Annotated in this window: 32 protein-coding genes; 12 read left to right on the plus strand and 20 right to left on the minus strand. The window is 62.1% G+C overall.

All coding sequences use genetic code 11. From position 1 onward, the window contains the following. Positions 1-97 precede the first annotated feature (97 nt). Positions 98-682 (plus strand): HdeD family acid-resistance protein, encoded by a 585-nt coding sequence (locus OIM99_RS14330; RefSeq protein ID WP_311851101.1) that lies wholly within the window; start codon positions 98-100, stop codon positions 680-682. A gap of 19 nt (positions 683-701) precedes the next feature. Here OIM99_RS14330 and OIM99_RS14335 read toward each other — a convergent pair whose 3' ends face one another. The 3 genes from OIM99_RS14335 to OIM99_RS14345 are packed head-to-tail and all read right to left on the minus strand — an operon-like array spanning position 702 to position 3259. Then, a complete protein-coding gene (locus tag OIM99_RS14335; protein WP_311851102.1) occupies positions 702-833 on the minus strand; it encodes a DUF2474 domain-containing protein in 132 nt (43 codons plus the stop codon). Further along, positions 833-1843 (minus strand): cytochrome d ubiquinol oxidase subunit II, encoded by a 1011-nt coding sequence (gene cydB, locus OIM99_RS14340; protein WP_311851103.1) that lies wholly within the window; start codon positions 1841-1843, stop codon positions 833-835. Before cydB ends, OIM99_RS14335 begins: the two co-directional genes overlap by 1 nt. A gap of 9 nt (positions 1844-1852) precedes the next feature. Next, on the minus strand, positions 1853-3259 hold the full coding sequence (locus tag OIM99_RS14345) for a cytochrome ubiquinol oxidase subunit I (protein WP_311851104.1): 1407 nt from the start codon (positions 3257-3259) through the stop codon (positions 1853-1855). Positions 3260-3530: 271 nt separating this feature from the next. On the opposite strand from OIM99_RS14345, the gene OIM99_RS14350 reads away from it, so the two are divergent. The 5 genes from OIM99_RS14350 (at position 3531) to OIM99_RS14370 (ending at position 6210) form a co-directional block, all read left to right on the plus strand. Continuing rightward, entirely contained in the window at positions 3531-3890 is a 360-nt protein-coding gene (locus OIM99_RS14350) for an ArsC family reductase (protein ID WP_311851105.1), read from the plus strand. 86 nt (positions 3891-3976) lie between these two features. Then, the gene (locus OIM99_RS14355; protein WP_311851106.1) at positions 3977-4345 is read left to right on the plus strand and encodes a DoxX family protein; all 369 of its coding nucleotides are present in this window, start codon (positions 3977-3979) and stop codon (positions 4343-4345) included. Between the two features lie 16 nt (positions 4346-4361). Further along, positions 4362-5171, plus strand: coding sequence for a DUF72 domain-containing protein (locus tag OIM99_RS14360; protein ID WP_311851107.1), 810 nt, complete (start codon positions 4362-4364; stop codon positions 5169-5171). Further along, positions 5171-5803: a hypothetical protein gene (locus OIM99_RS14365; protein ID WP_311851108.1), complete on the plus strand. Its 633-nt coding sequence runs from the start codon at positions 5171-5173 to the stop codon at positions 5801-5803. Before OIM99_RS14360 ends, OIM99_RS14365 begins: the two co-directional genes overlap by 1 nt. A gap of 188 nt (positions 5804-5991) precedes the next feature. After that, positions 5992-6210 (plus strand): hypothetical protein, encoded by a 219-nt coding sequence (locus tag OIM99_RS14370; protein WP_409371517.1) that lies wholly within the window; start codon positions 5992-5994, stop codon positions 6208-6210. On the opposite strand, the gene OIM99_RS14375 is transcribed toward OIM99_RS14370, so the two are convergent. After that, positions 6194-6706: a MarR family winged helix-turn-helix transcriptional regulator gene (locus OIM99_RS14375; RefSeq protein ID WP_311851110.1), complete on the minus strand. Its 513-nt coding sequence runs from the start codon at positions 6704-6706 to the stop codon at positions 6194-6196. The two genes, OIM99_RS14370 and OIM99_RS14375, sit on opposite strands and share 17 nt — an antisense overlap. A gap of 55 nt (positions 6707-6761) precedes the next feature. On the opposite strand from OIM99_RS14375, the gene OIM99_RS14380 reads away from it, so the two are divergent. Further along, positions 6762-7715: a zinc-binding alcohol dehydrogenase family protein gene (locus OIM99_RS14380; protein ID WP_311851111.1), complete on the plus strand. Its 954-nt coding sequence runs from the start codon at positions 6762-6764 to the stop codon at positions 7713-7715. A gap of 12 nt (positions 7716-7727) precedes the next feature. Here the strand turns inward: OIM99_RS14380 and OIM99_RS14385 are convergent, their stop codons facing one another. Beyond that, the gene (locus tag OIM99_RS14385; protein ID WP_311851112.1) at positions 7728-8024 is read right to left on the minus strand and encodes a hypothetical protein; all 297 of its coding nucleotides are present in this window, start codon (positions 8022-8024) and stop codon (positions 7728-7730) included. Between the two features lie 257 nt (positions 8025-8281). On the opposite strand from OIM99_RS14385, the gene OIM99_RS14390 reads away from it, so the two are divergent. Beyond that, the gene (locus OIM99_RS14390) at positions 8282-9028 is read left to right on the plus strand and encodes an NAD(P)-binding domain-containing protein (protein ID WP_311851113.1); all 747 of its coding nucleotides are present in this window, start codon (positions 8282-8284) and stop codon (positions 9026-9028) included. Between the two features lie 68 nt (positions 9029-9096). Here the strand turns inward: OIM99_RS14390 and OIM99_RS14395 are convergent, their stop codons facing one another. Together OIM99_RS14395 and OIM99_RS14400 are read right to left on the minus strand one after the other, a co-directional pair. Next, positions 9097-10074: a S1C family serine protease gene (locus OIM99_RS14395; protein WP_311851114.1), complete on the minus strand. Its 978-nt coding sequence runs from the start codon at positions 10072-10074 to the stop codon at positions 9097-9099. 146 nt (positions 10075-10220) lie between these two features. After that, complete coding sequence (locus OIM99_RS14400; protein ID WP_311851115.1) at positions 10221-11411, minus strand: MFS transporter; 1191 nt, start codon at positions 11409-11411, stop codon at positions 10221-10223. Between the two features lie 377 nt (positions 11412-11788). Here OIM99_RS14400 and OIM99_RS14405 point away from each other — a divergent pair, with 377 nt between their 5' ends. Then, entirely contained in the window at positions 11789-12448 is a 660-nt protein-coding gene (locus OIM99_RS14405) for a tetratricopeptide repeat protein (protein ID WP_311851116.1), read from the plus strand. 17 nt (positions 12449-12465) lie between these two features. Beyond that, on the plus strand, positions 12466-13884 hold the full coding sequence (der, locus tag OIM99_RS14410; protein WP_311851117.1) for a ribosome biogenesis GTPase Der: 1419 nt from the start codon (positions 12466-12468) through the stop codon (positions 13882-13884). On the opposite strand, the gene OIM99_RS14415 is transcribed toward der, so the two are convergent. The 10 genes from OIM99_RS14415 to OIM99_RS14460 all read right to left on the minus strand — a co-directional run bounded on the left by OIM99_RS14415 (position 13881) and on the right by OIM99_RS14460 (position 21120). Continuing rightward, positions 13881-15326, minus strand: a complete 1446-nt coding sequence (locus OIM99_RS14415) for a deoxyribodipyrimidine photo-lyase (RefSeq protein WP_311851118.1) — start codon at positions 15324-15326, stop codon at positions 13881-13883. The two genes, der and OIM99_RS14415, sit on opposite strands and share 4 nt — an antisense overlap. A 119-nt stretch (positions 15327-15445) precedes the next feature. Then, the gene (locus tag OIM99_RS14420) at positions 15446-15757 is read right to left on the minus strand and encodes a hypothetical protein (RefSeq protein ID WP_311851119.1); all 312 of its coding nucleotides are present in this window, start codon (positions 15755-15757) and stop codon (positions 15446-15448) included. Positions 15758-16054: 297 nt separating this feature from the next. Continuing rightward, a complete protein-coding gene (locus tag OIM99_RS14425) occupies positions 16055-16366 on the minus strand; it encodes a hypothetical protein (protein ID WP_311851120.1) in 312 nt (103 codons plus the stop codon). Between the two features lie 222 nt (positions 16367-16588). Next, positions 16589-16834, minus strand: coding sequence for a hypothetical protein (locus OIM99_RS14430; RefSeq protein ID WP_311851121.1), 246 nt, complete (start codon positions 16832-16834; stop codon positions 16589-16591). 175 nt (positions 16835-17009) lie between these two features. Next, entirely contained in the window at positions 17010-18002 is a 993-nt protein-coding gene (locus OIM99_RS14435) for an aldo/keto reductase (protein ID WP_311851122.1), read from the minus strand. Positions 18003-18092: 90 nt separating this feature from the next. Beyond that, positions 18093-18350 carry a YARHG domain-containing protein gene (locus OIM99_RS14440; RefSeq protein ID WP_311851123.1) on the minus strand — a complete coding sequence of 86 codons (258 nt, stop codon included), beginning with the start codon at positions 18348-18350 and terminating at the stop codon, positions 18093-18095. 86 nt (positions 18351-18436) lie between these two features. Then, on the minus strand, positions 18437-18910 hold the full coding sequence (locus tag OIM99_RS14445; RefSeq protein ID WP_311851124.1) for an SRPBCC family protein: 474 nt from the start codon (positions 18908-18910) through the stop codon (positions 18437-18439). Between the two features lie 27 nt (positions 18911-18937). Further along, on the minus strand, positions 18938-19291 hold the full coding sequence (locus tag OIM99_RS14450) for a DoxX family protein (RefSeq protein WP_311852265.1): 354 nt from the start codon (positions 19289-19291) through the stop codon (positions 18938-18940). 177 nt (positions 19292-19468) lie between these two features. Further along, the gene (locus tag OIM99_RS14455) at positions 19469-20749 is read right to left on the minus strand and encodes an RNA polymerase sigma factor (RefSeq protein ID WP_311851125.1); all 1281 of its coding nucleotides are present in this window, start codon (positions 20747-20749) and stop codon (positions 19469-19471) included. Continuing rightward, entirely contained in the window at positions 20746-21120 is a 375-nt protein-coding gene (locus tag OIM99_RS14460) for a YciI family protein (RefSeq protein WP_311851126.1), read from the minus strand. Before OIM99_RS14460 ends, OIM99_RS14455 begins: the two co-directional genes overlap by 4 nt. A gap of 448 nt (positions 21121-21568) precedes the next feature. On the opposite strand from OIM99_RS14460, the gene murC reads away from it, so the two are divergent. Together murC and OIM99_RS14470 are read left to right on the plus strand one after the other, a co-directional pair. Beyond that, a complete protein-coding gene (murC, locus tag OIM99_RS14465; protein ID WP_311851127.1) occupies positions 21569-22990 on the plus strand; it encodes a Mur ligase family protein in 1422 nt (473 codons plus the stop codon). A 16-nt stretch (positions 22991-23006) separates the two neighbouring features. Then, positions 23007-23444: a hypothetical protein gene (locus OIM99_RS14470; protein ID WP_311851128.1), complete on the plus strand. Its 438-nt coding sequence runs from the start codon at positions 23007-23009 to the stop codon at positions 23442-23444. 1 nt (position 23445) lies between these two features. Here the strand turns inward: OIM99_RS14470 and OIM99_RS14475 are convergent, their stop codons facing one another. From OIM99_RS14475 to OIM99_RS14485, 3 genes are read right to left on the minus strand one after another with little or no spacing between them, the layout of a single operon-like run. After that, positions 23446-23853: a DUF1801 domain-containing protein gene (locus OIM99_RS14475; protein WP_311851129.1), complete on the minus strand. Its 408-nt coding sequence runs from the start codon at positions 23851-23853 to the stop codon at positions 23446-23448. A 12-nt stretch (positions 23854-23865) separates the two neighbouring features. Then, positions 23866-24327 (minus strand): DUF1801 domain-containing protein, encoded by a 462-nt coding sequence (locus OIM99_RS14480; RefSeq protein WP_311851130.1) that lies wholly within the window; start codon positions 24325-24327, stop codon positions 23866-23868. A gap of 7 nt (positions 24328-24334) precedes the next feature. After that, positions 24335-24550 (minus strand): hypothetical protein, encoded by a 216-nt coding sequence (locus OIM99_RS14485; RefSeq protein ID WP_311851131.1) that lies wholly within the window; start codon positions 24548-24550, stop codon positions 24335-24337.

Raw genomic sequence — 24550 nt, forward strand, 5'->3', positions numbered from 1 at the left:
TTGATGATTTTCATCAAACGCCGCAAGTTTATCGCGATTTGCCTCCGGCGAACTTTCGGCGCATCGTGGCTCCGTTCGCTCAATCAGGAGGCTGGTCATGACAGACGCTTCATCCGCAAGTCCGAACCCGCAACCCACCATTCCAGCGCCCTTCGATCTGTTGAAGGCCAAATGGGGCTGGATCGTCGCTCTCGGCGTGGTCTATGCCATCGCCGGCGTGGTTGCCCTCGGCAGTGTTGTCATGGCGACGGTGGTGAGCGTGCTCATCGTCGGCTTCATGATGATCCTCTCCGGCGTCTTCGAGATCATCAACTCGTTTCAGTTCAAGAGCTGGGGCAAGTTCATCCTCTGGTTCTTGCTCGGGCTGCTCTACATCGCCTCGGGCGTGATCTGCTATCTCAACCCGCTGCTCGCGGCGGCGGCGCTGACGTTGATGCTGGGCATTTCGCTGATTGTCTCGGGGGTGCTGCGCATCATTCTCGCTTTCAATATGAAGAGCGAGTCGCCCTGGATCTGGGTGGGCCTCTCGGGATTGCTGACGGTGATCCTTGGCGCGATCCTGTTGTCGGGCTGGCCGCTGTCGGGCCTTTACGCGCTCGGCATTTTCCTCGGCATCGATCTGATATTCGCCGGCGCGGCCTGGATCGGCCTTGGCCTGGCGGCGCGCAGCAAGCAGGCTTGAAGCCGCTACGGCATCCTCTTTAGCCCTTGAGCCAGAAGCGGATGCCGTAGGCGACGATGCCGAGGGCCGTGATGCTGGCAAGCCAGATCCCGGCCATCCACAGCAGCCGCTGCCACAGCGGCGCCTGCGGCTGCATGTTTGGCGCGGCCATCAGTGATAGCCCTCCGTGCCGGCCTTGCCGCGGAACACCCAATAGGCCCAGCTCGTATAGGCGAGGATGAGCGGCAGGATGATCACGACGCCAACCAGCATGAAGGACTGGCTGCGGTGCGGCGCGGCCGCATCCCAGATCGTCACCTTGTCGGGCACGACATAGGGATACATGCTGACGCCGAGGCCGGCGAAGCACATCAGGAAGAGCGCCAGCGCCAGAAAGAACGGCCAGCTCTCGTGCTGCCGGCGCATGGCGAGCCAGAACATGGCGGCAAGGATGGCGGTGAGCAGCGGCACCTGCGCGGTCACCAGCACATTAGGGAAGGTGAACCAGCGCTGGTAATAGCCATAGGCCAGAAACGGCGTCGCCAGGCTGACGGCTAGAATGGCGATCAGCGTGCCGATGAAAGAAGTCCAAGCCAGCCGCCGCGCATGCTCTTGCGCGCGTCCCTCGGTCTTCCAGATCAGCCAGGTGGCACCGAGCAGCGCATAGCCGATCACCGTGCTGACGCCGGTGAGCAGGCTGAAGGGCGACAGCCAGTCGAGCCAGCCGCCGCCATAGGCGCGGTTTTCCACCGCAATGCCTTGCAGCAGCGCGCCGAGGATCATGCCCTGCGCGAAGGCCGCGACGACTGAGCCGATGGTGAAGGCCGCATCCCAATAGGGCCGGTGGCTGGGATCGCGGAAGCGAAACTCGAAGGCGACGCCGCGAAACACCAGGCCGAGCAGCATGGCGATCACCAAGGGATAGACTGCCGGCATGATGATGGCGAAGGCGAGGGGGAAGGCGGCGAACAAGCCGCCACCGCCCAACACCAGCCAGGTCTCGTTGCCGTCCCAGACCGGGGCGATGGAATTCATCGCCTGATCGCGTTCCTCGCCGACGGCGAAGACGGGAAAGAGTATGCCGATGCCGAGATCGAATCCGTCCATCACCACATAGGCGAAGACGGCGAAGGCGATGATGGCGGCCCAGATCATCGGCAGGTCGATGAGAGATGCGCTCATGATCTCACCTCACCGGAAGGATTTGCTGGCGACCGCCGGCGCGGGCGTGAGCCCGGCGGCGTGCGAAGGATCGTGACCGAGATCGGCTTCACCGCTCGCCGGTGGCTTGGCCATCAGCCGCAGCAGATACAGGACGCCGAGGCCGAAGACGATGAAGTAGACGATGACGAAAGCGATGAGCGAGGTCGCGACAGCGGAGGCCGCCAGCGGCGAGGCGCTGTCGACGGTGCGCAAGAGGCCATAGACCGTCCACGGTTGGCGGCCGACCTCCGTCGTCACCCAGCCGGCGATAACGGCGACGAAGCCCGCCGGTCCCATGGCGACAGCAAAGCGATGCAGCAGCCGCCAGTCGTGCAGGCGGCCGCGCCAGCGCGCCAGCAGGCTCCACAGGCCCAGAAGCAGCATCAGCATACCCAGGCCCACCATGATGCGGAACGACCAGAACACGATGCCGATCGGCGGCTTGCGATCGTCCGCCACCGTATCGAGCCCGGCCAGTGGTGCGTTGAGATCGTGTTTGAGGATCAGGGACGACAGTTTGGGAATCTCGATCTTGTAGTCGACACGCTTCTCGGCGCTGTTGGGAATGCCGAACAGGATGAGCGGCGCGCCGTCGGGATGGCTGTCGTAGTGGCCTTCCATGGCCATCACCTTCACCGGCTGATGTTCCAGCGTGTTGAGCCCGTGCTGGTCGCCGACGAAAATCTGGATCGGCGCCACTATGGCCGCCATCCACATCGCCATCGAGAACATCTTGCGCGTGCGCGGGTCCTTGTGGCCGCGCAGCAGATGCCAGGCACCGACGCCGCCCACGACGAGCGACGTGGTCAGATAGGCGGCGATGACCGTATGGGTGAGCCGATAAGGGAAGCTCGGGTTGAAGACGATTGCCCACCAGCTCGGACCTGGCACGAACTGGCCGTTGGCGGCGATCTCATGGCCGGTCGGCGTCTGCATCCAGCTATTGGCGGAGAGAATCCAGAAAGCCGAGATGAACGTGCCGACCGCGACCATCACCGTCGCGGCGAAATGCAAATTCTTGCCGACCCGGTTGAGGCCAAACAGCATGACGCCGAGAAAACCGGCTTCGAGAAAGAAAGCCGTGAGCACTTCGTAAGCCATCAGCGGGCCGATCACGGCGCCGGCTTTGTCGGAGAACACCGACCAGTTGGTGCCGAACTGATAGGACATGACGATGCCCGACACGACGCCCATGCCGAAGACGACGGCGAAAATCTTCAGCCAGTATTTGAACAGATCGAAATAGAGCTGCTTGCCGGTCCACAGCCACAGGCCTTCAAGCACGGCGAGATAGCTGGCGAGGCCAATGGAGAAGGAGGGAAAGATGAAATGAAAGCTGACCGTGAAGGCGAATTGAATGCGGGCCAGAAGAACGGGATCGAGATGATCGAACATGTGTCGCTCGCGTCTTTCCCAGCCATTCGCCGGGACCGCCGCGACGCTAACCACGTCGCAGAGCGCGGCGAAATTGCGACATTGTTGCACGCATTGCGACAGTGGTCAAAATCGCAATTGTTTTCAGATGGATCGATCAGGTGTGGCGAAATGCGACTGCGCCCGCGCGTCGCATGTGGAACAGGTGAGACAAGGGCGCCGCAAACGCTTGCCCCAACTCTTGCCGAAGCTTCGCTCATCGCGTCATAGTCGGACTCAACAGGAGACGATCATGGCCAAGGCGAAAGCGATCACCATCTACGGCATCAAGAATTGCGACACGATGAAGAAGGCGCGCACCTGGCTCGACGATCACGGCGTCACCTATCAATTCCACGATTATAAGACCTCCGACATCGATAAGGCGTCGCTGGAGAAATGGTCCGGGGTGGTCGGCTGGGAGACCTTGCTCAACCGTGCCGGCACTACCTTCCGCAAACTGCCCGAGAAGGACAGGGAAGGGCTCACCGAAAAGAAGGCGATCGCGCTGATGCTGGCGCAACCCTCGATGATCAAGCGCCCGGTGCTCGACGTCGACGGCAAGCTGACGGTGGGGTTCAAACCCGACATCTACGGCAAAATCTTCGCTTAAACCCGCGCTTTTGCCGTTTTCCGCACCTTGCTGGCGGTCGCGCCCGAACTTGGATAGGTTCGGCCGGTCATCGAGCGAGCCTTATCATGTATGCTGACAAAACCGTGTTGCAGGTCGTGGGACAACTGCTGATCGCTCTCTTGTTCATCGGCACGGGCATCATGAACGCCGGATGGAAACAGCAGCAGCATGTGGATCGCATGATCGACGCGGGCATTCCTTTTCCCTGGATGGTCCTGTGGATCGGTTTTGCGGTGCAGATCGCCGCCGGGATCATGCTGGCGCTCAATTGGCACACGCCGGTGGCGGCGGCGCTGCTGATCGTCTTCACCATCGCGGCTTCGGCGATTTTCCATCGCTTCTGGCTGGTGGCCGATCCGCTGCGGCGGCATTTTCATGTGAGCAATCTGTTCGGCAATGCGGCGGTGATCGGTGGGCTGTTGCTGTTGATGTGAAAACAAGGAGGGCATGATGGCGAAAGCAGCCAAAGCCAATATCCGGATCGGCGTCGGCGGTTGGACCTTCGAACCCTGGCGCGGCACCTTTTATCCGGATGGCCTCACGCAGAAGCGCGAACTCGAATATGCGAGCCGGCATCTGACCTCGATCGAGATCAACGGCACCTATTACGGGTCGCAGAAACGCGACAGTTTCATCAAATGGCATGATGAAACCCCCGAAGGCTTCATTTTCTCGATGAAGGGCACGCGCTTTTCCACCAATCGCCGCGTGCTGGCGGAGGCGGGCGATTCCGTTGCGCGTTTCCTGGGGAGCGGCGTCGCCGAATTGAAAAGCCGGCTCGGTCCGGTCAATTGGCAATTCCATCCCTCGAAGAAATTCGACGCGGCCGATATGGGCGCCTTTCTGGCCCTGCTGCCGAAGACCATCGAGGATCAGCCGCTGCGTCACGTCATCGAAGTACGCAATGACAGTTTTTCGACGCCGGATTTCGTCGAATTGGCGCGCAAGCATGGGGTGGCCGTCGTTTGCGCTGCCGGCAATTCCTATCTGCAGATCGCCGATCGCACCGCCGATTTCGTTTATGCCCGCATCACCATCACCGATGAAAAGGTGAAAGGCGGCTTTACCGCCGCGACGATAGACAAATGGGCCGAAGCGGCGCGCGCTTGGGCGGCCGGCGACATTCCCAAAGGCATGACCGCGATCGCGCCGCTGCCGAAGACCAAGACGCCGCCGACCGACGTGTTCATCTACATCATCGGCGGCCACAAGGAGCGCAACCCGGCGGCGGCCCAGGCGCTGATCGAGAAACTGGCCTGATGCCGCTGCAAAACCGCGTGCTGCCGGACGGCGAGATCGTCGCCATCCCGGAGCGCGGCCTGTTCACCGGCAATCGCGGCATCATCCATGATCCAGCGACCCGCACCTTGCTCAAGCGGCGATGGACGACCCACGCCTGGATCGTCTGCGTCTGTGAATTCAAAGGTCGACGCCGCGCCGTGATGGCGCAGCGCAGTTGGACCGAACTGTTCTTCCTCGATGAGGCGACGGCGCTCGCGGCCGGCCATCGGCCGTGCTTCTTCTGCCGCCGTGCGGATGCCAAGCGCTTTCAAGCCGCTTGGGCGGACGGCAACGCTGTCGCTTTGCCTAAAGTCGCGGAGATGGATGCGGTTTTGCATCGCGAGCGGCTGACGGGCGAGGGCAGGGAGAGGCATAAGCGCCTGCATGACGTGCCGAAACCGGTCGACAGGCTGCCGGATGGCGTCATGCTACGGGACGGATCCGCCGATTATACGGTGGCGGGTGGCCGATCGTGGCGATGGTCGCCGTGCGGTTATCGGCGCGAGGACATGAAAGGGCTGCAACCGCAGATGTTGACGCCGCCGTCAATTTTGCGCGCATTGGTTGCAGGCTACCATCCAACATTGCATTGCAGCATCACATCTGGTTGATAAGTCTGCCTTATTATCGCGATGCGGTACAGAAATTCGTCAATTATTATTGTTATGACCGTGGTGTGACATATATTCCCCCGCACTGCATATTCCGGCCGGCCTTCAATGCGCCGGCCAATTCATGAAGTGGTTGGTTTTCAATGATCAATGCCTTTGCGAAATTGGGTTTCGACTCGGCGATGCTGATGTTTGAATCGCAGCAAGTGATCGCCCTTCGTTTGGCGAAGCTGGCGCTTGGCGGTCCGGCCGCCATGAGTGAGGCCAACCGCATGGTGAGCGAGAAGGGCATCGCTTTGGCCGAGGCGGCCACTCACATGGCCTTTGGCGGTTCGACCGAAGACGTGGTGCGCAAGGTGCGCCGTACTGTCCGCGCCAATCGCAAGCGTCTCACCCGGAATCACTGATCGGGTTCGATGAACCGTTCGCCGGTTCATCCTTCACCGCATCCGCGAACCTGCGCATGAGCCGCACCAGTTCGTCGATGTCGTGCGTGTCCCACGTTGAAAAGATGTCACCGAGAATCCGATCGCGCGCCGTGTCGACGAGATCGGTCATGGCCTTGCCTTTTGCTGTAATGGCCGCTTCGCGCACGCGGCGATCGGCAGCGCTGCTGCGACGTTCCACCAGACCCAGACTTTCCAGCTTGGCGACCTGTCGGCTGACCGTCGTGTAATCGCGCCCGACACCTTCAGCCATGTCCACCACGCCGATAGGCCCGAACCGCTCGATCCCGACGAGCAGGGGAAATAACGCTCGGTCGAGCGGAATTCCGGCCGCCTTGATCAGTATCTCGTCGCGCTGCGGCTTGTTCATCACGCCGATGATTTCAAGAACGGCCCTGTGAAGCTGGCGAAGCTGATCACGAATATGTGTATTTTGCACATTATTGATTGACGGCATTCGGGCGCTCCATATATGTGCATTATACACATAATGGCCAGAAAGGGAAATTGTCATGAAGGCCGCCATCGTCCAGAAAGCCGGGCAAACGCCCGTATACGGAGATTTTCAGGAGCCGACGCCGACCGCGGGCGAAAACCGCATCACGGTGACGGCCGCCGCCATCAGCCAAGTTGTCAAAAGCCGGGCCTCCGGCCAGCACTACAGTTCGTCGGGCCAGTTTCCCTCTGTCGTCGGCATCGATGGCGTAGGCCGGCTTGATGATGGCCGCCGGGTTTATTTCATCCTGCCGAACGCGCCTTACGGCAGCATGGCCGAGCGCGTCGTGCTGCCCGCCGCCCATTGCTTGGCCGTGCCCGACGATCTCGATGACATCACCGCCGCCGCCATCGCCAATCCCGGGATGTCCTCTTGGGCCGCTTATGCGGAACGGGCGCGGCTGAAGGTGGGCGAGACGGTGCTTGTCAACGGCGCCACCGGGACGGCTGGCCGTCTGGCGGTGCAGATCGCCAAACATCTCGGCGCGAAAAAGGTCATCGCGACGGGCCGCAATGTCGAGGCCCTGCGATCGGTCGCTGCGCTCGGCGCCGATGTGACGATCCCGCTGGGGGGAGACGAGACGGTTCTCGAAGCGCGGTTCAAGGAACAGTTCGCGGAAGGGATCGATGTCGTTATCGACTATCTGTGGGGCAAGAGTGCCGAATGTCTGCTGATCGCCGGAGCCAAGGCGGGCGCCGAGGCCGTGCCGATCCGCTTTGTTCAGATCGGTGCAGTGAGCGGTTCTGATATCGCACTGCCGAGCGCGGTGTTGCGTTCATCGGCGATCGAGCTGATGGGCAGCGGGCTCGGAAGCGTTCCCCGGGAGCGCTTCATCCGGAGCATCGACGGGCTGCTGCGGGCAGCCAAGCCTGGTGGCTTCCAGATTGCGACCAAGGCCGTGCCCTTGTCGGAGGTCGAGCAGGCCTGGCCGCAAGATGACAGCACCCGGCGCACCGTTTTCACGGTGTAACGCGGCTGCAAATCAGCGCTGCTCGGTCTGCTGCTCGGCCGGAATATTGTAGAGCGGGATAACCCGAACCTGCTTACGCGGCTGAACGGGCGTGGCTGCCACTTGCGGCGCCACCGGGGCCGGAGCCACCGTTTCCGCCATGGCGACTTTCACCGCCGTGCCGCTGGCGGCTTTCACGCCATTGCCTTGTGCCAGAACCAGGGCGCCACCGACCAGCAGGGTCGAAAGAGCGATGATCACAGTGCGGCCAAAACGGACATTCGCATATCCGCGGCTTTCACCTTCGAAGTTGATGCGATTGCGGGACATGAGCCTCTCCTACCGGCCGACTGCCTCGGCCTTGGTGTGGCTCTTATGCGCTCTGGGGCCGAGGGCGGCTGTGCGATGGCACACAGGGCCAATGAAGTTCCATTCGAGCGCTAGGAATATTGAATTTTTAGAAGCTGTTAGCCGGCACTCTTCGTAAGGTCGACCACCGACTGTTTTCTATCGGGATCGTGATTTGTGCCGTCGCCCGAGCGCCGACTAGCATCGTCGTCGGTGCTGGGCCTGATCGGAACCCAATCATGATGAACCCACCGTTTTCTTCCGTCGATCGCCGCGCTCTCCTTGCCTTGGGTGTCGGCGGACTGACGCTCGGACTGTCGCCGGCTTTCGCGCAAACCTCCGGCGGTACCAAACCCAAGATTGCGACGATCGGCGCCGGCCGACAGGGCGGGGCGCTAGGAACCTTGTTCGCCAAGGCCGGCTATCAGGTGATGTTTTCGGCGCTCGATCCCGATGCACTGAAGGATCTCGTGGCCGCCGCCGGCCCGAACACACAGGCCGGTACCACGGCGCAGGCGGTGGCCTTTGGCGATGTCGTTTTGATCGCCGTGCCTTATTCGGCGATGGAACAGATCGGCCGGGATTTCGGCAGCGGGCTGGCGACCAAGCAACTGGTATTGGACATTTCCAACCCGATCGGCGGACGCGATGGCGCCGACCTGGTGAAGAAGATCAACGATGAAGGCGGCGCCGGCCTCGCCACCGCACGCATTCTGCCAGGCGCACACATCGTTCGCGCTTTTAACGCCATCAACTATGCAGCGTTGCCGCGCGCCGCCCATCGCAGCGGCACTCCTCTTGGCGTGCCGATTGCCGGCGACGACCCAAAGGCGGTTGCGCTGGCGACCGCCCTGATCAAGGACATCGGCTTCGAGGCTGTCGTCGTCGGCGGTCTGGCCAACGGCAAATATCTCGTGCCGGGAACGCCGCTCGCCGGCGAGCATACGCCCGACGAGCTGCGCAAGATCGCAGCCGGCTTGAGTTAGAGCGCTGAGCGCCACCGTCTCCGTGTCATACCGGACGCCGCTGGCGATCCGGTATGACACAGGGCCAATTAATGCAGCTTCGGTGCCTTGAACATTTGCGTGCGGTCGCCTGAGCGCACGCTGACGTCGAAGGTCACGCCGTCCCGATGCAAGGTCATCGGGATATCGCAGCCGGCATCGCCCTGAGCGTAGATGGTGCGGTAGAGCTGAGCCAGGGAACTGATCGGCTTGCCGCCGATGGCGACGACGATGTCACCGTTCTTCAATTCGGCCCGTCGTGCCGGGCCGCGTTGGCTGCGCCCGACGACCACGACTTTGTCTTCGATCTCGGCCGCATAGATGCCGAGCCAGGGCCGGGGCGGCACGCTGCGCCGGCCGAGCCGGACGAGATCGTCCAAAATGGGTTTCAGAAGATCGATAGGCACGATCATGTTGAGATGACCGCGCTCGCCCTTGTCGCCACCCTGTTCGAGATGCAGCGAGCCGATGCCGAGCAATTCGCCGGTTTCATTGATGAGCGCGGTACCACCCCAGTTGGGATGGGCGGGGGCGGTGTAGATCGCCTCGTCGAGCACATATTCCCAATAGCCGGCGAATTCCTGCTTGGCGACGATGCGACCGGCGACCGAATGTTCACGACCGCCGGCACCCGCGACGATCACTGCATCTCCGGCGCGCGCCGAGGCGGAACTGCCGAGCGGCAGGTGGGGCAGGTCGAGCCGCGCCAGCGCCTGAACCAGGCCGAAGCCACTTTCCTGATCATAGCCGATCACCGTGCCGGCGAAGGTGCGCCCGTCGTTGGAGCGCAGCCACACTTCCTCTGCCTCGGTGATCAGATAGCCGATGGTCAGAAACAGGCCGCGATCGTTGATCAGCACCGCATTGCCGGCCCGCTCGGTGCCCAGGGTCTCCGCCGTAAAGGCTTCTTCCGGGACGCGCGCACTCAGCGACACGACGGACAGAAGCGCGTCGTCGAGGTCGAAAACATAGTCGTGCGCTTTGGGCTGCAGGCTGGAGGGAAGTCTCCACTCGGGCTGCGACGGCATGGGCATTCACTCCAAGACCGGCCAAAACCTGGGCCGGCAAACCTGTCGGGTTCCATTATATAGCATCAAGTCGCGATTTTTGCAGGGCGTTCCGTGGGAAGTCACGTCCGCTCATCACAATTCCAAGACGCAATTATAAGACGTGGCTAATAGGTGAGATGGGGCCGGCGGCGGACGTAAATGCTGATCACCGCCAGGCCCACCAACATGACGCCGCCGACCATGAAAAAGCTGGTGGCGAGCGTGCTGATCGAGGCGACGACGCCCATGCTGGTGGGCGTGATGGCGGCAGCCGCGCGATTGGCCGTGGTGCGCAGAGCCGCGCCGATGCCTTGAGCTTTGCGTCCCGACGCCTCGATCAGCATCGACAACATCAGCGGTTGGCTGAGGCCCATGCCCAGACCGCGCAGGGCCGAAGTGACCGCGAGCGCCGGAAAGGCGGTCAACAGGGGCGTCACCGCCACGAAAATCACCGAAACCGCGGACGACAGGATGAGGGTCCAGATCGGCGGGACGATCCGCACGACCGGGCCGACCAGCAGTGCGCCGGCGGCCGCGACCGCCGAGGACACGGTGACGAGAATACCGATTTGCGTCGCCGAAAAGCCGATCGTCGTGAGATAGAGCGGATAGAAAGAGTCCTGCACGCTGCTCGCGCCGATGCGGATGACGGTGACCATCAGCACGATGGTCATGCCCGGCAATGCCGCCATGCGCAGGGCCGCCGAATAATCCGAAATCCGGGGCATGAAATCGGCGAAACGCAGGTTGCGGGCGAGGGCGCCGCTGCCACGCGCCGACGTGCTGGGGGCGAAATAGGCGGAGACGAACGTACCGACCGCCCAGAGCGTCAGCACGGTAAAGCCGCCGAACGTGCCGAAATGATCCCAGGCGAGACCGGCGATCGGAGGGCCGATGAAACTGCCCATGCGCAGGATGAAGGCAAAACGGCCGGCCAGTTTATGGCTGCCGCGCATGTGCAGGCCGAACTGGGTCTGCGCGCCGAGCCAGCCGATCGCGGAGCCATAGCCGTTGAACATCTGCAAAAGGAACACGCCCGGCAGCCAGACGACCACCGGAAACAGCGGGATGGCGAAAATGCTCAAGAGGCAGCACCAGACCATCAGCCGGCGGGGACCGAAACGGTCCATCAGGGCGCCGCCATGGATAGCGAAGAAAAAGGGCAGGATGTGCCGGGCGCCGATAACGAGGCCGACGGTCGCCGCCGAGGCGTTCTGGCCATGCAACCACAGCGGCAAAACGATGCCCGCGACATCGTTCAGGCTGTTGGAAAAGAAACCTGTCAGATAGATCGGAATCTGGACACGCCAAGGCACGTCCGGCTCGGCCGGCGTGGGCGTGGTCTTCGCATTCGGGTCGATTTTTTCCTCCGCCGGCCGGCGATCATGGCGTCGGCTCTTATGTTTTCGTTCTCGTAGCTTGGCGATCCAGCGTCAAGCTGTCGGTTCCGAAGCCGGTTAGAGCGTTGGATATCTATTAAATTGAAACATTTAGATATATTTGTATTATATTGATATACAACAAGATAATTTGGTATTTATAGCTGCCGATGGCCTGTTGGAAAGCGGCTTGGCGGGACGCAAGGTGAATTCGGGGGCGTGACGTTGCGAGCCTCGCCTTCGCCGCGACTCCGTGCTAACCGCAAGGCAGAATGCCTGACCCTGAGTCAGGCGCATCCTTTTCCGGAAAGTCCATGTCCGATTTTATCCGCGAGGTCGACGAGGAATATCGCCGCGACCAGGCCGCCAAATTCTGGCAGAAGTATCAGAACGTCATCATCGGCATTGCTGTGGTGGTGGTCGCCGCCACCGCTGGCTGGCGCATCTGGGAGTCGCAGCGCCTGAAGGCGGCGCAAGCCGCCGGCGCGCAGTTCCAGGCCGCCCTGCAATTGGTGCGTGACAACAAGCCGAAGGAAGCGGAAGCTGCCTTCCTCGACATCGCCAAGAGCGGCAACCCGGGCTACCAGGTGCTGGCGCGCCTGCGCGCCGCCGACGAGATCAGCACCCGCGATGCCAAGGAAGCCGTGCAGATCTATGACGCGATCGCCGCCGACAGCGCCGTCGATCCGCTGCTGCAGCAGGCCGCCAAACTGCGCGCCGCCTATCTGCGCATCGACGAAGCCGATCAGGCCGAAATCAAGCAGCGCATCGAGCCTTTGGCCGCGCCGACGAGCCCGTTCCGGCACACCGCTCGCGAACTGCTGGGCCTCGCTGCGCTGAAGGCCGGCGACATGCAGGGCGCCGGCCGCTGGCTCGACATGGTCGTCGCCGATCCGCAGACGCCGCAATCAACCCGCGACCGCGCCCAGACCTTGCTCGGCCTCGTCGCTTCTGGAGCAACGGCCGGGCAATAAGTCCGGATTGGATCATCATGCATTTTACCGTCGCCATCATCGGGCGGCCGAATGTCGGCAAGTCGACCCTGTTCAATCGACTTGTCGGCAAGAAGCTGGCTCTCGTCGACGACCGGCCCGGGGTGACCCGCGACCGGCGTGAGGGCGACGCGCATCTCGGCGACCTCGATTTCTCGATCATCGACACCGCCGGCCTCGAGCAGAGCGATCCGGATTCCTTGACCGGCCGCATGCGTGCGCAGACCGAGGCGGCGATCGCTTCGGCGGACGCGATCTTCTTCGTCATTGACGCGCGCGCCGGTATCACGCCGACCGACCGGCATTTCGCCGATCTGGTGCGCCGTGCCGACAAGCCGATCGTGCTGATCGCCAACAAGGCCGAAGGCAAGCTGGGCGAATCCGGAGCCTATGAAGCGTTTTCGCTGGGTCTGGGCGATCCCGTGGCGCTGTCGGCCGAACATGGTGATGGCTTCGGCGAACTCTATGCCGCGCTGCGCGAGGCGCTGCCCGAGCAGACTGAACTGCCCGCCGACGAGGACGATGAAGCGGCCGCGCCGCTCGTGCTCGGCGACGAGGAAGACGGCAGCGAACTCGATCCGACCAAGCCGCTGCGCATCGCCGTCGTCGGCCGTCCCAATGCCGGCAAATCGACCCTGATCAACCGCATCATCGGCGAGGATCGTCTGCTGACCGGCCCCGAGGCCGGCGTGACGCGCGACTCCATTTCTGTCGATTTCGCCTGGACGCCCCGCAATGGGCCTGAGCGTAAGATGAAGCTGTTTGACACGGCTGGTCTGCGCCGCAAGGCGAGCATTCAGGACAAGCTGGAAAAACTGGCTGCGGGCGACGCGCTACGCGCCGTGAAATTCGCCGAAGTGGTGGTTCTGCTGCTCGATGCGACCATTCCGTTCGAAAAGCAGGATCTCACCATCGCCGATCTCGTCGAACGCGAGGGCCGGGCGCTGGTCATCGGTGTCAACAAATGGGATCTCGTCGAAGACCCGCAGAAGCTGCTGCGTGATCTGCGCGAGAAAGCCGATCGCCTGTTGCCGCAAGTGCGCGGCGCAGCCGTCGTGCCGGTCTCGGGCCTGGAAGGCACCGGCATCGACAAGCTGATGCAGGCGATCCTGCGCACGCACGAAACTTGGAACAAGCGCATCTCCACCGGCCGCATCAACCGCTGGCTGGAAGGTGCGGTCGAACAGACGCCGCCACCGGCCGTCTCCGGCCGCCGCATCAAGATCCGCTATATGACGCAGCCCAAGGCGCGCCCGCCTTACTTCGTCATTTTCGGCAATCAGCTTGACCACTTGCCGGTCAGCTACGAGCGGTTCTTGATCAACGGATTGCGCGAGACCTTCGAACTGCCCGGCGTGCCGATCCGCATTTCGAAGCGCACCACCAGCAACCCTTACGAGAAGCGCAAGCGCGGTTAGTCCAGGCTCTTGAAGGCAGCCAACGCTCGGGCTCGTGCCTCGGCATGGTCGACGATCGGCTTCGGATAGGTTTTGCCGAGCGCAATCCCTGCTTTTTTCAACACCTCCGCCGGTGCGGTCCACGGCTTATGGACATAGGCGTCCGGCAGTTCCGCCAGCTCCGGCACGAACTGACGCACGTAACGCCCGAGCGGATCGAACTTCTCGCCCTGGAGGATCGGATTGAAGATGCGGAAATAGGGCGCAGCATCCGCGCCTGAACCGGCGACCCATTGCCAGCTCGCCGCATTATTGGCCGGATCGGCGTCGACGAGCGTATCCCAGAACCAGGCTTCGCCCTCGCGCCAGTCGAGCAGCAGATGTTTGATGAGGAAAGAGGCTGCGATCATGCGGACGCGGTTGTGCATGAAGCCGGTCTGCCACAGCTCCCGCATGCCGGCATCGACGATCGGATAGCCGGTGAGCCCTTTCTGCCAAGCGCGCCGGTCTTTCACCGATTTGCGCCAGGGAAAGCCATCGAAGCGGGCGTTGAAATTCTCTCGCGCCAGCTCCGGATAATAGAACAGCAGGTGATAGGAGAATTCGCGCCAGCCGATTTCCGAGAGAAACTTCGCTACGTCCGAGCCGAGCGACGGCGTGCGTTGTCTCGCATGTTGGGCTGCATGCCAGATCTGACGCGGCGAAATTTCGCCGAAGGCCAGGTGCGGCGACAATCGTGACGTCGCCGGTTGATCGGGCCGGTCGCGCCGATCGGCATAGCCGGCGAGGGTCTCGTCGAGAAAGGTCGAAAGCCTGGCGTGCGCGCCGGTTTCGCCGGGTGTCCAGGCCTCGCGCAGGCCGCCGGCCCAGTCCGGCTTTCGGGGCAGCAAATCGAGATCGGCGAGTTTGCAGCGTTCCGGCGCAGTGCGCTTCCATGGCGCCGCCTGAACTTTGGCGGGCGCGCGTTGCGGCGCGCCAGGTTCCGGCATGGCGAGGCAGGCCCGCCAATAGGGCGTGAAGACCTTGAAGGGGCCGCTGCTCTTGGTGGCGATGGTCCAGGGTTCATGCAGGAGTTGGCCGTTGAAGCTTTCGGCGTGAACGCCGGCTTGCGACAGCGTCGACTTGAGCATCTTGTCGACTTCAATCCCTGCCGCGTCGTAACGGCGGTTCCAAAACACGTGGGAGGCATCGAACGCCGCCGCGATCTGGGGAAGCAGGGTGAGGGCGCGGCCCTTGAAAAAATCGAGCCGGCCGCCGCGCTCCGCCAAATTCCGCGCAAGCTGGTCGAGGGAATGATGCAACCACCAATGGCTGGCGCCGCCAGGCGCGCGCAAGCTGTCGTCGCTGTCCAGAATGTAGATGACAAGGAGAGGGGCGCCCGTGGCCACCGCTGCCGCAAGGGCGGGGTTGTCACTGAGGCGCAAATCGTTGCGAAGCCAGACGAGGGCGGGACCTTGAGGCATCAAAAGCGTTTCCATCCAATCGATGATTTGTATGGCAAACGCGCCGCAGGGCAAAACGCAAAAAGAAGCCGCCGCGTCGGGGAACGCGGCGGCTTTGAAAACTCAATTACGCGTCGGGATTAGTCGAGCGTGCTGTCCTGATCGTTATAGATCGCTTGCAGAGCACGATCCTTGGCGGTCACCGTGAAATTCTGGGGAGCCGATGCGACGAACGGCTGGCCAGCGAACGTGGTCTGCTGACGCAGATCATTCACGCGCTGCGCACGGATATCATTGGCCGAGCGATGGATGGGTTGCGCAGCCACGGCGGCCTGCGGCGCCACATACGAGTCAAGCGTGGCATCGGACGGACGGCTCTGCGCAAACGAAGCGCCAGAGAAAGCCATGGTCGCGGCGAAAGCGCCCGCAACAAGAGCAAAAGAACGAGTCATAATCATCTCCATAGTTCATCTTGCTTGTGTCGCGGCCCGTATCGGCACCGGAACACAAGGACGTCAATCGGCGTCATGAATAGGATGTAGGGATCATCTTCGATTTTACATCGCCTCGTCACGGCGTCGTGACTGTTTGTGAACGGTTGCTGAAGAGCGCGCGATGATTTCAGCCCCTGTCCTGGAGCGCTTTCTTCACGCGAACAGCTCTCCACTCGAAAAGCACGATGAGCGCAAAGCAAAACCGCCGCGCTAAGAGCACGGCGGCTTGGTCGTCTTACAAACGGAACGCGCGGATTAGTCGAGCGTGCTGTCCTGATCGTTGTAGATCGCCTGCAAAGCGCGGTCCTTGGCGCTCAGCGTGACGTCATGGGCAACGGTCGGAGCAAACGGCTGGCCAGCGGAAGTGGTCTGCTGATGCAGATCATTCACGCGCTGCGCGCGGATATCCTTGGCGGAACGATGAATCGGTTGAGCAGCCACCGGGGCCTGCGGAGCCACATACGAGTCGAGCGTGGCATCGGACGGACGGCTCTGCGCGAACGAAGCGCCAGAGAAAGCCATAGCTGCGGCGAAAGCGCCCGCAACAAGAGCAAACGAACGAGTCATGATAATTCTCCATACCTATTCTTGCATGCGCTCCGGCCCGCATTGGCACCGGAGCGCAGGGACGTCGATTGGCGTCCGGGTTAGATTTATGTGCCGAAATCCACTTTTCGAGGGGCTCTCACGGCGACGTGAATAGTCGTGACCGCAGTGCGGTAGTCCTTTGAAAATATTGAATAGTTTTGGCACGAAGCGGTGTAGATTGCGGGACGGCCAAGCCGTTGATCAATAATAGTGATTATTGAAATCCAGCGTCTGATCGCGGCCGTGATAGGCCCGCTGCGGATCGAACTCACGCGGCGAAAGCGTCTGCGTGGCAGAGGGTGCATAGGCCGGCGCAGGTTCCGTCACCATGGCGCGGTAATGCCGTTCGTTGTGCTTATGGGTGTGCCGCGTTTGCGCGAAGGTCGGTGCCGCAAACACGAGTGTGGCCGCGATCGCAGTGGCGGCGAGGGCGAAGGTCTTGGTCATCTTTATCTCCAATCGGCATTCAAGCCAGCCCGCCACTTGACGAGACTATGCGACAGGATCGCGGCATGATTGGCGTTTGGAGCGTGTTCTCACGCGCTTGTGAGGCGTATTGACAGCGCGTGAGAACGAGCTTTGAAACCTGCGTTCGAAGGTCGCAGGGGCTTATTCTTTGCTACTAAAGGAACACGCTTCCCATCTGGCCTTCGGGATAACGCAGACCAGCTGCCGCGCCTTTCGGAATGGCTTCGGCGATACGACGTAGATCGTCGGCGTTCAATTCCACATTCAACGCGCCGATGTTTTCGAGCAGGCGTTCGCGCCGCTTGGTGCCGGGAATGGCGATGACATCATCGCCTTGCGCCAGCAACCACGCCAAGGCGAGCTGGCCCGGCGTGCAGTGCTTTTCCGCAGCGATGGATTTGAGCCGGCCGACAAGATCGACATTGCGCGCCAGATTGTCTCCCGAAAAGCGCGGATGGCGAAGACGCGCATCGCCGGTGCCGAAAGACGACGCATCGGTGACTTGCGCTGTCAGCAGGCTGCGGCCCAGCGGCGAATAAGCGACGAAGGAGATGCCGAGATCTTTCGTCGTCTGGCGCGTCTCTTCCGCCTCGTTACGATAGAGCAGGGAGAATTCATTCTGCACGGCCGAGATCGGATGCACCTTGTGGGCGCGTCGGATCGTCTCCGGATTGGCTTCACTCAAGCCCAGCGCACGCACCTTGCCCTGCTGGACGAGCTTCGCCATCGCACCGACGGTATCTTCTACCGGCACGTCCGGATCGATGCGGTGCTGGTAGTAGAGATCGATTGTCTCGACACCGAGCCGCTTAAGACTGGCTTCGCAAGAGCGGATGACGGTCTCGGGCTTGCCATCGGCGAACTTGCCCCCGCGGCCGCCGAGATTGCCGAACTTGGTGGCGATAACCGCCTGATCGCGACGGCCCTTGACGGCCTGCGCGATCAATTCTTCATTCTTGCCGTCGCCATACATGTCGGAAGAATCAAGCAGCGTGATGCCGTTGTCGAGCGCGGCGCGGATTACGTCGATGCTGGCTTCATCGGTGCTCGCGCCGTAGGTTCCGGTCAGAGACATGCAGCCGAGGCCGATAGCTGGCGTTTCGATCCCTGATTTGCCGATCTGGCGCAGTTTCTTGGTTGTGCTCATCGCTTTGTCATCCACTCGATTTTCGGGGTTGGCCATCACTTCATATTAAATGGCGAAGGCGAGCGCAATTTGGCGGGACAATGCGCCGATTCAGCGCGGACACCCGCGCAGATCTTCCTGTTCCTGAATGGCATTGACGAGGGCTTGTTGGCGCGGCGTCAGGCGCCCGTAGGGCGAAAAGCAATTCGCACCGAATTCGGCGCGGGCGCGCGCTGTTTTAAAACAATAGCCGGCCTCGGCGTAAATCGCGTTGCGCTGATACCAGAGCTGGCCGCAGGACTGCGCCTGCGCGCTGGCAACAGGAAGGGCAACGGTTGCAATCGCAAGGATAAAAGCAATGGCGCGCATGAAAAAGGCTCCAATGAAATGGAGCCTCATTCTGCCACGGGCAGGATGATCCGCCCAGGGCCCATGCGCACCTTGTCTTTTGGCGTTCAGATTTGAGCCGCGAGCGCCGCGAGCTGGTCGGTGCAGATGCCCCAGCCTTGATGGAAGCCCATCTTTTCATGGGCTTCCCGATCTTCGACGGTCCAGTGCCGCGCCACGGCCGTGTAACGGGTCTGGCCGTTGCCGATGTCATCGAAGGTTAATGTGAGCGTCATGAACGGCTTGTTCGAGGGCACCCAGGCTTCGGTGAAAGCATCGGTGGCGACGATCTTCTCGTTCGGGATGACTTCGAGATAGACGCCAGGGCAGGGCATGTCCGTGCCTTCGGGGCTGCGCATTACCACCAGGCTCGATCCGCCGGGCCGCACGTCGGTCTTGACGACGGGCGTCGTGTAGGGCGCGGGCGCGAACCATTGCTTCATCAGCTCCGGTTCGGTCCAGCAGCGATAGAGCTTTTCACGCGGCGCATCGATGACACGGGTGAGGATGAGTTCGCGTTGGGCAGCATGGGTCTGGGTCATGATCGTTGTTCCTGATGGGTGAGAAGTTCAAAGACGGATCGGCAGCAATTTGCGCAGGCGCCCGTCGCGCAACCACAATCCGCCCCAGGCGATGACGCCGAGATAGAGACCGAAGAGCAGATGGGTGAAGAGCGGCGAGTCGACCCGCAGATGCGTCGCCATGGCGCCGCCAAGCAGGCCTGTCAGCAAGATGGCGCCGAGCACGGATGTCTTTGGAAAGGCATAGAGCAGGGCGATGCCGAGCGTCAGGATGCCGAGGCCTCGGGCTTGCGCGATCGTGCCGCTGAAACCCAGTTGCTGCATGGTTTCGGTGACGGGCGCGATCGGGATGAGCTTGATCCCGCCATCGAAGATAAGAAAGGCGACGACAAGGCCGCTCATGATGCGGCCGGTCCACAACCAGGCCTTGTTTGCGTTTTCGCTCGTCACTGCAACGTCTGTCACGACGTCCTCCTTCGGTGATCGAGACCGCAGCCCGAGTGCTGCGGCCGTTGTGATCTAAGGACGAAGGAAGGAGGGCTATGCCGACAGCGGCGGAAAAAATTTAGGCGGAAAGGTTCAAGCCCGCGAGGCGACGGGACCTTTCTGCTTCGCCTCGGTCTCGGCGATCAGGCGATCGATATGCATGCGGATATGCGCGGCCTCCGCCGGCGTATGGGCGAGCGCGATCGCTTGATTGAAAGCGACCCGCGCTTCCTGATTGCGCCCGAGCTGCAGCAGCAATCCGCCCTTGAGGCCGAAGAAGTAGAAATAGCCGGAGAGCTTCGCCGCCAACGGCTCGATCATCGCGAGCGCATCGGCTGGGCCGCGCACCTTCGAGACCGCCACCGCCCGGTTGAGCGTGACGACCGGCGAAGGCTGCATCTGTTCCAGGGTGGCGTAGAGCCTGTCGATCCCGCCCCAATCGGTATCTGCCGGCTTGGCGGCGCGGGCGTGCAGGGCGGCGATGGCCGCCTGGACCTGATAGGGGCCCGGCCGGCGGTGGCGTACCGCCTTGTCGATCAGCGCCAGCCCCTCGGTGATGAAGGCGCGCTTCCACAAGGTGCGGTCCTGATCCTCGAGCAGGATGATCTCGCCCTGGCTGTCGAAGCGGGCGGGGGCGCGGGCGTGCTGCAACAGCAGCAGCGCGGTCAGGCCCATGATTTCCGGTTCCGTTTGGAACAGGCGCAAGAGCAGGCGCGCCAGGCGGATCGCTTCGTCGCACAGGGGCTCGCGGTCGGGCGCCGTCGGGCCGCTGGCCGAATAGCCCTCGTTGAAGACCAGATAGACCATGGCCGCGACCGCCGCGAGCCGTTCGGAGCGCTCGACAGCGCCCGGCGTCTCGAAGGGCACGTCGGCCTTGGCGATGCGCGCCTTGGCGCGGGTGATGCGCTGTTCCATGGCGCTCTCGCCAACCAGGAAAGCCCGGGCGATCTGTTTGACGCTCAGGCCGCTGACGATGCGCAGCGCGAGCGCGATCTGCTGCGAGGCCGGCAGGTCCGGGTGGCAGCAGATGAACAGCAGCCGCAGCACGTCGTCGCGGTAGTGATCGCTGTCGAGCCGGTCGGCCATGTCGCTTTCGGCGTCGCCGTCATCGGAAATATGCTCTTCATCGGGAAGCGCCTCCTGCTTGCGCCGGCGCCGCACCTCGTCGATGGCGGTGTTGCGCGCCACCATGATGAGCCAGGCGGTGGGATCGCGCGGCGGCCCGTTCTGCGGCCAGGATTTCAGCGCCCGCAGGCAGGCATTCTGAAAAGCTTCCTCGGCCGTATCGAGATCGCGAAAATAACGCAGCAGAGCGGCGACGGCCTGGGGCCGGGCAGAGGTCAGCGCACCATTGATCCAGGTCAGATCGGTCACGTGATCTTCACTCCCGGCATGAAATAGCCGATCGGCCGGATTTCGTAGGTAGCACCGTCATTGGCCTGCATGAGCTGTTTGGCGGTGTCGACGGCTTCGTCGAGATCGACACATTCGATGACGAAGAAGCCGAGCAGTTGCTCCTTGGTTTCGGCGAAGGGACCGTCGATGACGAGCTTTTCCTCGCGCGCATTTTCGCGCAGCGTCGTCGCGGCGGTCGTGGGCAGCAGTCGCGCCACCGGGCCGAGACGGCCGGCCTTGGCCAGCTTCTCGTTCACCTCGGTCAGTTGACGCATGATCTGTTCGTCCTTCTCCTTCGGCCAGGAGCAGACAACGTCTTCGGAGTGGTAGCAGAGGATCGCATAGAGCATCGAACATTCCTGTGTTGAACCAAGGACGAATGCGCGAGCTTATAGCCGACAAAGCCGACAAAAAATTCCGCATGTCCCGCATGGCGGACGGGACGGCGGCGGACACGCCCCGATCGGAAGCGCCGACCGACCGCAACGCAGCGCCGGCGGCCCGGGCGCGGGTGGAACCGCCCTGGCAGGGACCGGGCGCCAAAATCGGGGTTTGGGGGTCAAAAATGACCGAAAAGGCCTCGAATCGAGGGATTTTCACTGGAATTTCTTTGCCGCGGACTCATTTTTGCCTGATGCGGCGTCACAATAGGATGCTATGATTCAGTCAGCCAGATGAGGTCCCCTCGATCGAATTTGGTCAGGTCCGGGCGGGGAATCAGGCCCCCGCCCGGATCGCTTTTTATCGGCTCTGCTATGGTCAACACGCGCGATTCGGCGCGGCGAAGCGGAGCGGCAGTTGAACGGTTTTCCCTATCGTAAGGCACATGTGATCGGTATCGGCGGCGTCGGCATGAGCGCCACCGCGAAACTGCTGCGTGACTCTGGCCTCGCCGTTACGGGTTCCGACGAAGCGGTCTATCCGCCGATCTCCGACGTGCTGCGTCGCGAGCACCTCGATTATCGCACACCTTACGCCGCCGACAACATTCCCGTTGATGCTGATCTCATCGTCATCGGCAAGAATGCCAAATTGGTGCGCGCCACCAATGAGGAAGTGCGCACGGCGGAAGACAGCGGCCGCGCCATCATGTCCTTTGCCGAAGTGCTGGGTTATCTGTCAGCCAACAAAACCGCTGTCGTCGCTGCCGGTTCCTTCGGCAAGACGACGAGTGTGTCGCTGTTGGCGCATGCGCTGCTGGAAAGCGGCCTCGATCCGTCCTTCATGATCGGTGCCGTGCCATTGTCGCCGCCAACGGCGGCTCACGTCGGCAAGGGCGAGCTGTTTCTGCTCGAGGGCGACGAATATCCGTCTTCCAATACGGACGATCGTTCGAAATTCCTGCATTACCACCCGGCGCACGTGCTGCTGACGCCGCTCGCGCATGATCATGTCAACGTCTTCCCGACGATCGAGAGCTATCTGGCGCCGTTCGCGCAACTGATCGAGATGGTGCCGGCAGAGGGAGCGGTTCTGGCGTCGACCAGCGGCGAGTTGAGCGGTCGCTTCCTCGCCAGCGTGAAACGCCCGGTGACCACCTATGGCGTAAGCCAGGGCGACTGGCAGGTGCGCGACATCGCCTGGGGCGAGCGGACACGTTTTCGTATCGTGCATGGCGACACGGCAGTGGCGGAGGTCGAAACCGGCCAGCTCGGCTTGCACAACATCGAGAATATGCTGGGTGTCGGTGCATTCCTGATCGGGCAAGGCTATGTGACGGCGCAGCAATTCGCCCGCGCCATGGCCACGTTCAAGGGCATCAAACGCCGGCTCGACCGCAAGTCGGACCTGACGCGGATCCCGATTTTCGAGGGCTTCGGCTCTTCCTACGACAAGGCCAAGAGCGCCATCGCGGCGATGAAACAGCATTTCGGCGATCGCCGGCTGATCGTCGTCTTCGAGCCGCACACGTTCAGCTGGCGCAACCGTGGCACCATGCATTGGTATGACGATGTGTTTGAGGGCGCCGCCCAAACCTTCGTCTGGCATCCAGCCGAGCAGGGCGCCGGCACCCACGATCAGGTCACCCAGGCCGATATCGTCGCGCGCATCGCCGCCGCCGGCCATCCCGTCGCTGCCATTGATGAAAAAGCCGCCGCCATCGAAGCGATCGGCAAGACGATCGGCGATGATGCGGCGGTTCTATTCCTGACCTCCGGCAATCTCGGCGGTCTGATCGAGGCGGTGCCGGAATGGGCGGAACGAAAGTACCCGGCTTGATTTGTGGAGAGTGGCTTTGATCCGTCGTTTTTATGCCGTTCTGGTCGTGCTCGCGGTCTCCTCCGCCCATGCCTGGGCCGAGACGCGGGAACAGCGTTTCCAGCGCGTCGATCAAAACGGCGACGGCGTGATCAGCTATGAGGAACACGCGGCTGCCGATGAGGCCGAGTTCGCCAAGATCGATGCGAACGGCGACGGCGCGCTTCCGGTCCAGGAATATGCCGACTGGCTGACCAAGGAAAATCCTGCCGCCAAGCCTGTCAGCCTCTCCATTGCCCGCTGCTTCTACAAGGTCGTCGATGCCAATGGCGACGCCAAGGTCAGCCGCGAGGAATGGCGGACATATAATGATCGCGTCTTCAAATGGTTGGCCGGTGACGACGGGCGTATGACCCTGGAGGAGTCGAAACAGACGCCGCCGCCCGAGGTCATTCCACGACCCGTTTGCCACTAGCTCAGGCGCTTTTCGATTTCTTCTGCGTATTCAAGGTCGCGGCGGCGCGAACAAGTGCCTTGAGCGCCTTTTCATCGATCTTGTCGGCTTCGTGAATGTCGATGGCGCGCCGGGTGTTGCCCTCAAGGCTGGAATTGAACAAGCGCCCAGGGTCCGGCAGAGAGGCGCCTTTGGCGAACGTCAGTTTCACGACGGCCTTGTAGGTTTCGCCGGTGCAGATGATGCCGCCATGCGACCATACCGGCACGCCGCGCCATTTCCATTCCTCGACCACTTCGGGAACGGCCTGTTGGATGATGGCGCGCACCCGCGCCAATGTCGCACCGCGCCAGTCGCCCAGTTCCTCGATCCTCGCGTCGATCAACTGCGAGGCGGAAGCCTCTTTCGGCTTTGCGGTGCTGGTCTTCATGATCGTCACTTTCTACATCCGTTCGCCAGGCAACTGGCTGGCTTGCTTCACCCAAGCGATGAACTGCGCTTCGTCGAGTTCTTCGTTCTCATGCACATTGAGGTAACGCGTCTCCTGGGTCTTGGAGGGGCCAGGCGGAACAGGGGTCAGCAAAGCGCCGCGGAAGAAGGCCACTTTGACGTACTTTGCGTAGCAATGAAGAGCGAGAAACCAGCCTTCGCCCTCGATGCCATACAGCGGCGAGTTCCATTTAACCGCCTTGTACACCTGCGGCACGGCGCGTGTGATGAGAGCATCGACCCGGCGTCCCACGTCCTGCTTCCAGCCGGGCATCGCCGCGATATAGGCCTGCACCGGTGCGTCACCATAGGCTTTGGCGATCTGCGGGTTGCCGCCGGAGAGGAGCGTCGGTTTCCCGTCGCTCCGCTTGGCGAGCGGCTTTTTCGCGTTTTTCGTCGGCGTCTTGCTGGCCATCCACCACCTACGCGCGTCGCATGCCACGCCATTTCGCGGCATAAGGCTGAACAAACATGTAGAGCCCGGTGATCAGGAGCAGCGCGAGCGGAATGAGCGCCAGAACGCCAACCCAGATTGCCTGTTCTTGCCTGATCATGGCAACGATGTTGGCGACTACCGCCAAAGTAAAGGCGATCGACAGCCAGCGGTGAAACTGCCGAAGTCTCATGTTCCAATCCAA

It is taken from the genome of Methylocella sp. CPCC 101449 (assembly GCF_031921685.1).
In the GTDB taxonomy this organism is placed as follows: domain Bacteria; phylum Pseudomonadota; class Alphaproteobacteria; order Rhizobiales; family Beijerinckiaceae; genus Terripilifer.

What these genes read in the sequence shown, in the direction of transcription:
- OIM99_RS14330 (WP_311851101.1), top strand. Translation starts at nt 98, where the DNA reads ATGACAGACGCTTCATCCGCAAGTCCGAACCCGCAACCCACCATTCCA.
- OIM99_RS14335 (WP_311851102.1), bottom strand. Translation starts at nt 833, where the DNA reads ATGGCCGCGCCAAACATGCAGCCGCAGGCGCCGCTGTGGCAGCGGCTG.
- cydB (WP_311851103.1), bottom strand. Translation starts at nt 1,843, where the DNA reads ATGAGCGCATCTCTCATCGACCTGCCGATGATCTGGGCCGCCATCATC.
- OIM99_RS14345 (WP_311851104.1), bottom strand. Translation starts at nt 3,259, where the DNA reads ATGTTCGATCATCTCGATCCCGTTCTTCTGGCCCGCATTCAATTCGCC.
- OIM99_RS14350 (WP_311851105.1), top strand. Translation starts at nt 3,531, where the DNA reads ATGGCCAAGGCGAAAGCGATCACCATCTACGGCATCAAGAATTGCGAC.
- OIM99_RS14355 (WP_311851106.1), top strand. Translation starts at nt 3,977, where the DNA reads ATGTATGCTGACAAAACCGTGTTGCAGGTCGTGGGACAACTGCTGATC.
- OIM99_RS14360 (WP_311851107.1), top strand. Translation starts at nt 4,362, where the DNA reads ATGGCGAAAGCAGCCAAAGCCAATATCCGGATCGGCGTCGGCGGTTGG.
- OIM99_RS14365 (WP_311851108.1), top strand. Translation starts at nt 5,171, where the DNA reads ATGCCGCTGCAAAACCGCGTGCTGCCGGACGGCGAGATCGTCGCCATC.
- OIM99_RS14370 (WP_409371517.1), top strand. Translation starts at nt 5,992, where the DNA reads ATGTTTGAATCGCAGCAAGTGATCGCCCTTCGTTTGGCGAAGCTGGCG.
- OIM99_RS14375 (WP_311851110.1), bottom strand. Translation starts at nt 6,706, where the DNA reads ATGCCGTCAATCAATAATGTGCAAAATACACATATTCGTGATCAGCTT.
- OIM99_RS14380 (WP_311851111.1), top strand. Translation starts at nt 6,762, where the DNA reads ATGAAGGCCGCCATCGTCCAGAAAGCCGGGCAAACGCCCGTATACGGA.
- OIM99_RS14385 (WP_311851112.1), bottom strand. Translation starts at nt 8,024, where the DNA reads ATGTCCCGCAATCGCATCAACTTCGAAGGTGAAAGCCGCGGATATGCG.
- OIM99_RS14390 (WP_311851113.1), top strand. Translation starts at nt 8,282, where the DNA reads ATGATGAACCCACCGTTTTCTTCCGTCGATCGCCGCGCTCTCCTTGCC.
- OIM99_RS14395 (WP_311851114.1), bottom strand. Translation starts at nt 10,074, where the DNA reads ATGCCGTCGCAGCCCGAGTGGAGACTTCCCTCCAGCCTGCAGCCCAAA.
- OIM99_RS14405 (WP_311851116.1), top strand. Translation starts at nt 11,789, where the DNA reads ATGTCCGATTTTATCCGCGAGGTCGACGAGGAATATCGCCGCGACCAG.
- der (WP_311851117.1), top strand. Translation starts at nt 12,466, where the DNA reads ATGCATTTTACCGTCGCCATCATCGGGCGGCCGAATGTCGGCAAGTCG.
- OIM99_RS14415 (WP_311851118.1), bottom strand. Translation starts at nt 15,326, where the DNA reads ATGCCTCAAGGTCCCGCCCTCGTCTGGCTTCGCAACGATTTGCGCCTC.
- OIM99_RS14420 (WP_311851119.1), bottom strand. Translation starts at nt 15,757, where the DNA reads ATGACTCGTTCTTTTGCTCTTGTTGCGGGCGCTTTCGCCGCGACCATG.
- OIM99_RS14425 (WP_311851120.1), bottom strand. Translation starts at nt 16,366, where the DNA reads ATGACTCGTTCGTTTGCTCTTGTTGCGGGCGCTTTCGCCGCAGCTATG.
- OIM99_RS14430 (WP_311851121.1), bottom strand. Translation starts at nt 16,834, where the DNA reads ATGACCAAGACCTTCGCCCTCGCCGCCACTGCGATCGCGGCCACACTC.
- OIM99_RS14435 (WP_311851122.1), bottom strand. Translation starts at nt 18,002, where the DNA reads ATGAGCACAACCAAGAAACTGCGCCAGATCGGCAAATCAGGGATCGAA.
- OIM99_RS14440 (WP_311851123.1), bottom strand. Translation starts at nt 18,350, where the DNA reads ATGCGCGCCATTGCTTTTATCCTTGCGATTGCAACCGTTGCCCTTCCT.
- OIM99_RS14445 (WP_311851124.1), bottom strand. Translation starts at nt 18,910, where the DNA reads ATGACCCAGACCCATGCTGCCCAACGCGAACTCATCCTCACCCGTGTC.
- OIM99_RS14450 (WP_311852265.1), bottom strand. Translation starts at nt 19,291, where the DNA reads ATGAGCGGCCTTGTCGTCGCCTTTCTTATCTTCGATGGCGGGATCAAG.
- OIM99_RS14460 (WP_311851126.1), bottom strand. Translation starts at nt 21,120, where the DNA reads ATGCTCTATGCGATCCTCTGCTACCACTCCGAAGACGTTGTCTGCTCC.
- OIM99_RS14475 (WP_311851129.1), bottom strand. Translation starts at nt 23,853, where the DNA reads ATGAAGACCAGCACCGCAAAGCCGAAAGAGGCTTCCGCCTCGCAGTTG.
- OIM99_RS14480 (WP_311851130.1), bottom strand. Translation starts at nt 24,327, where the DNA reads ATGGCCAGCAAGACGCCGACGAAAAACGCGAAAAAGCCGCTCGCCAAG.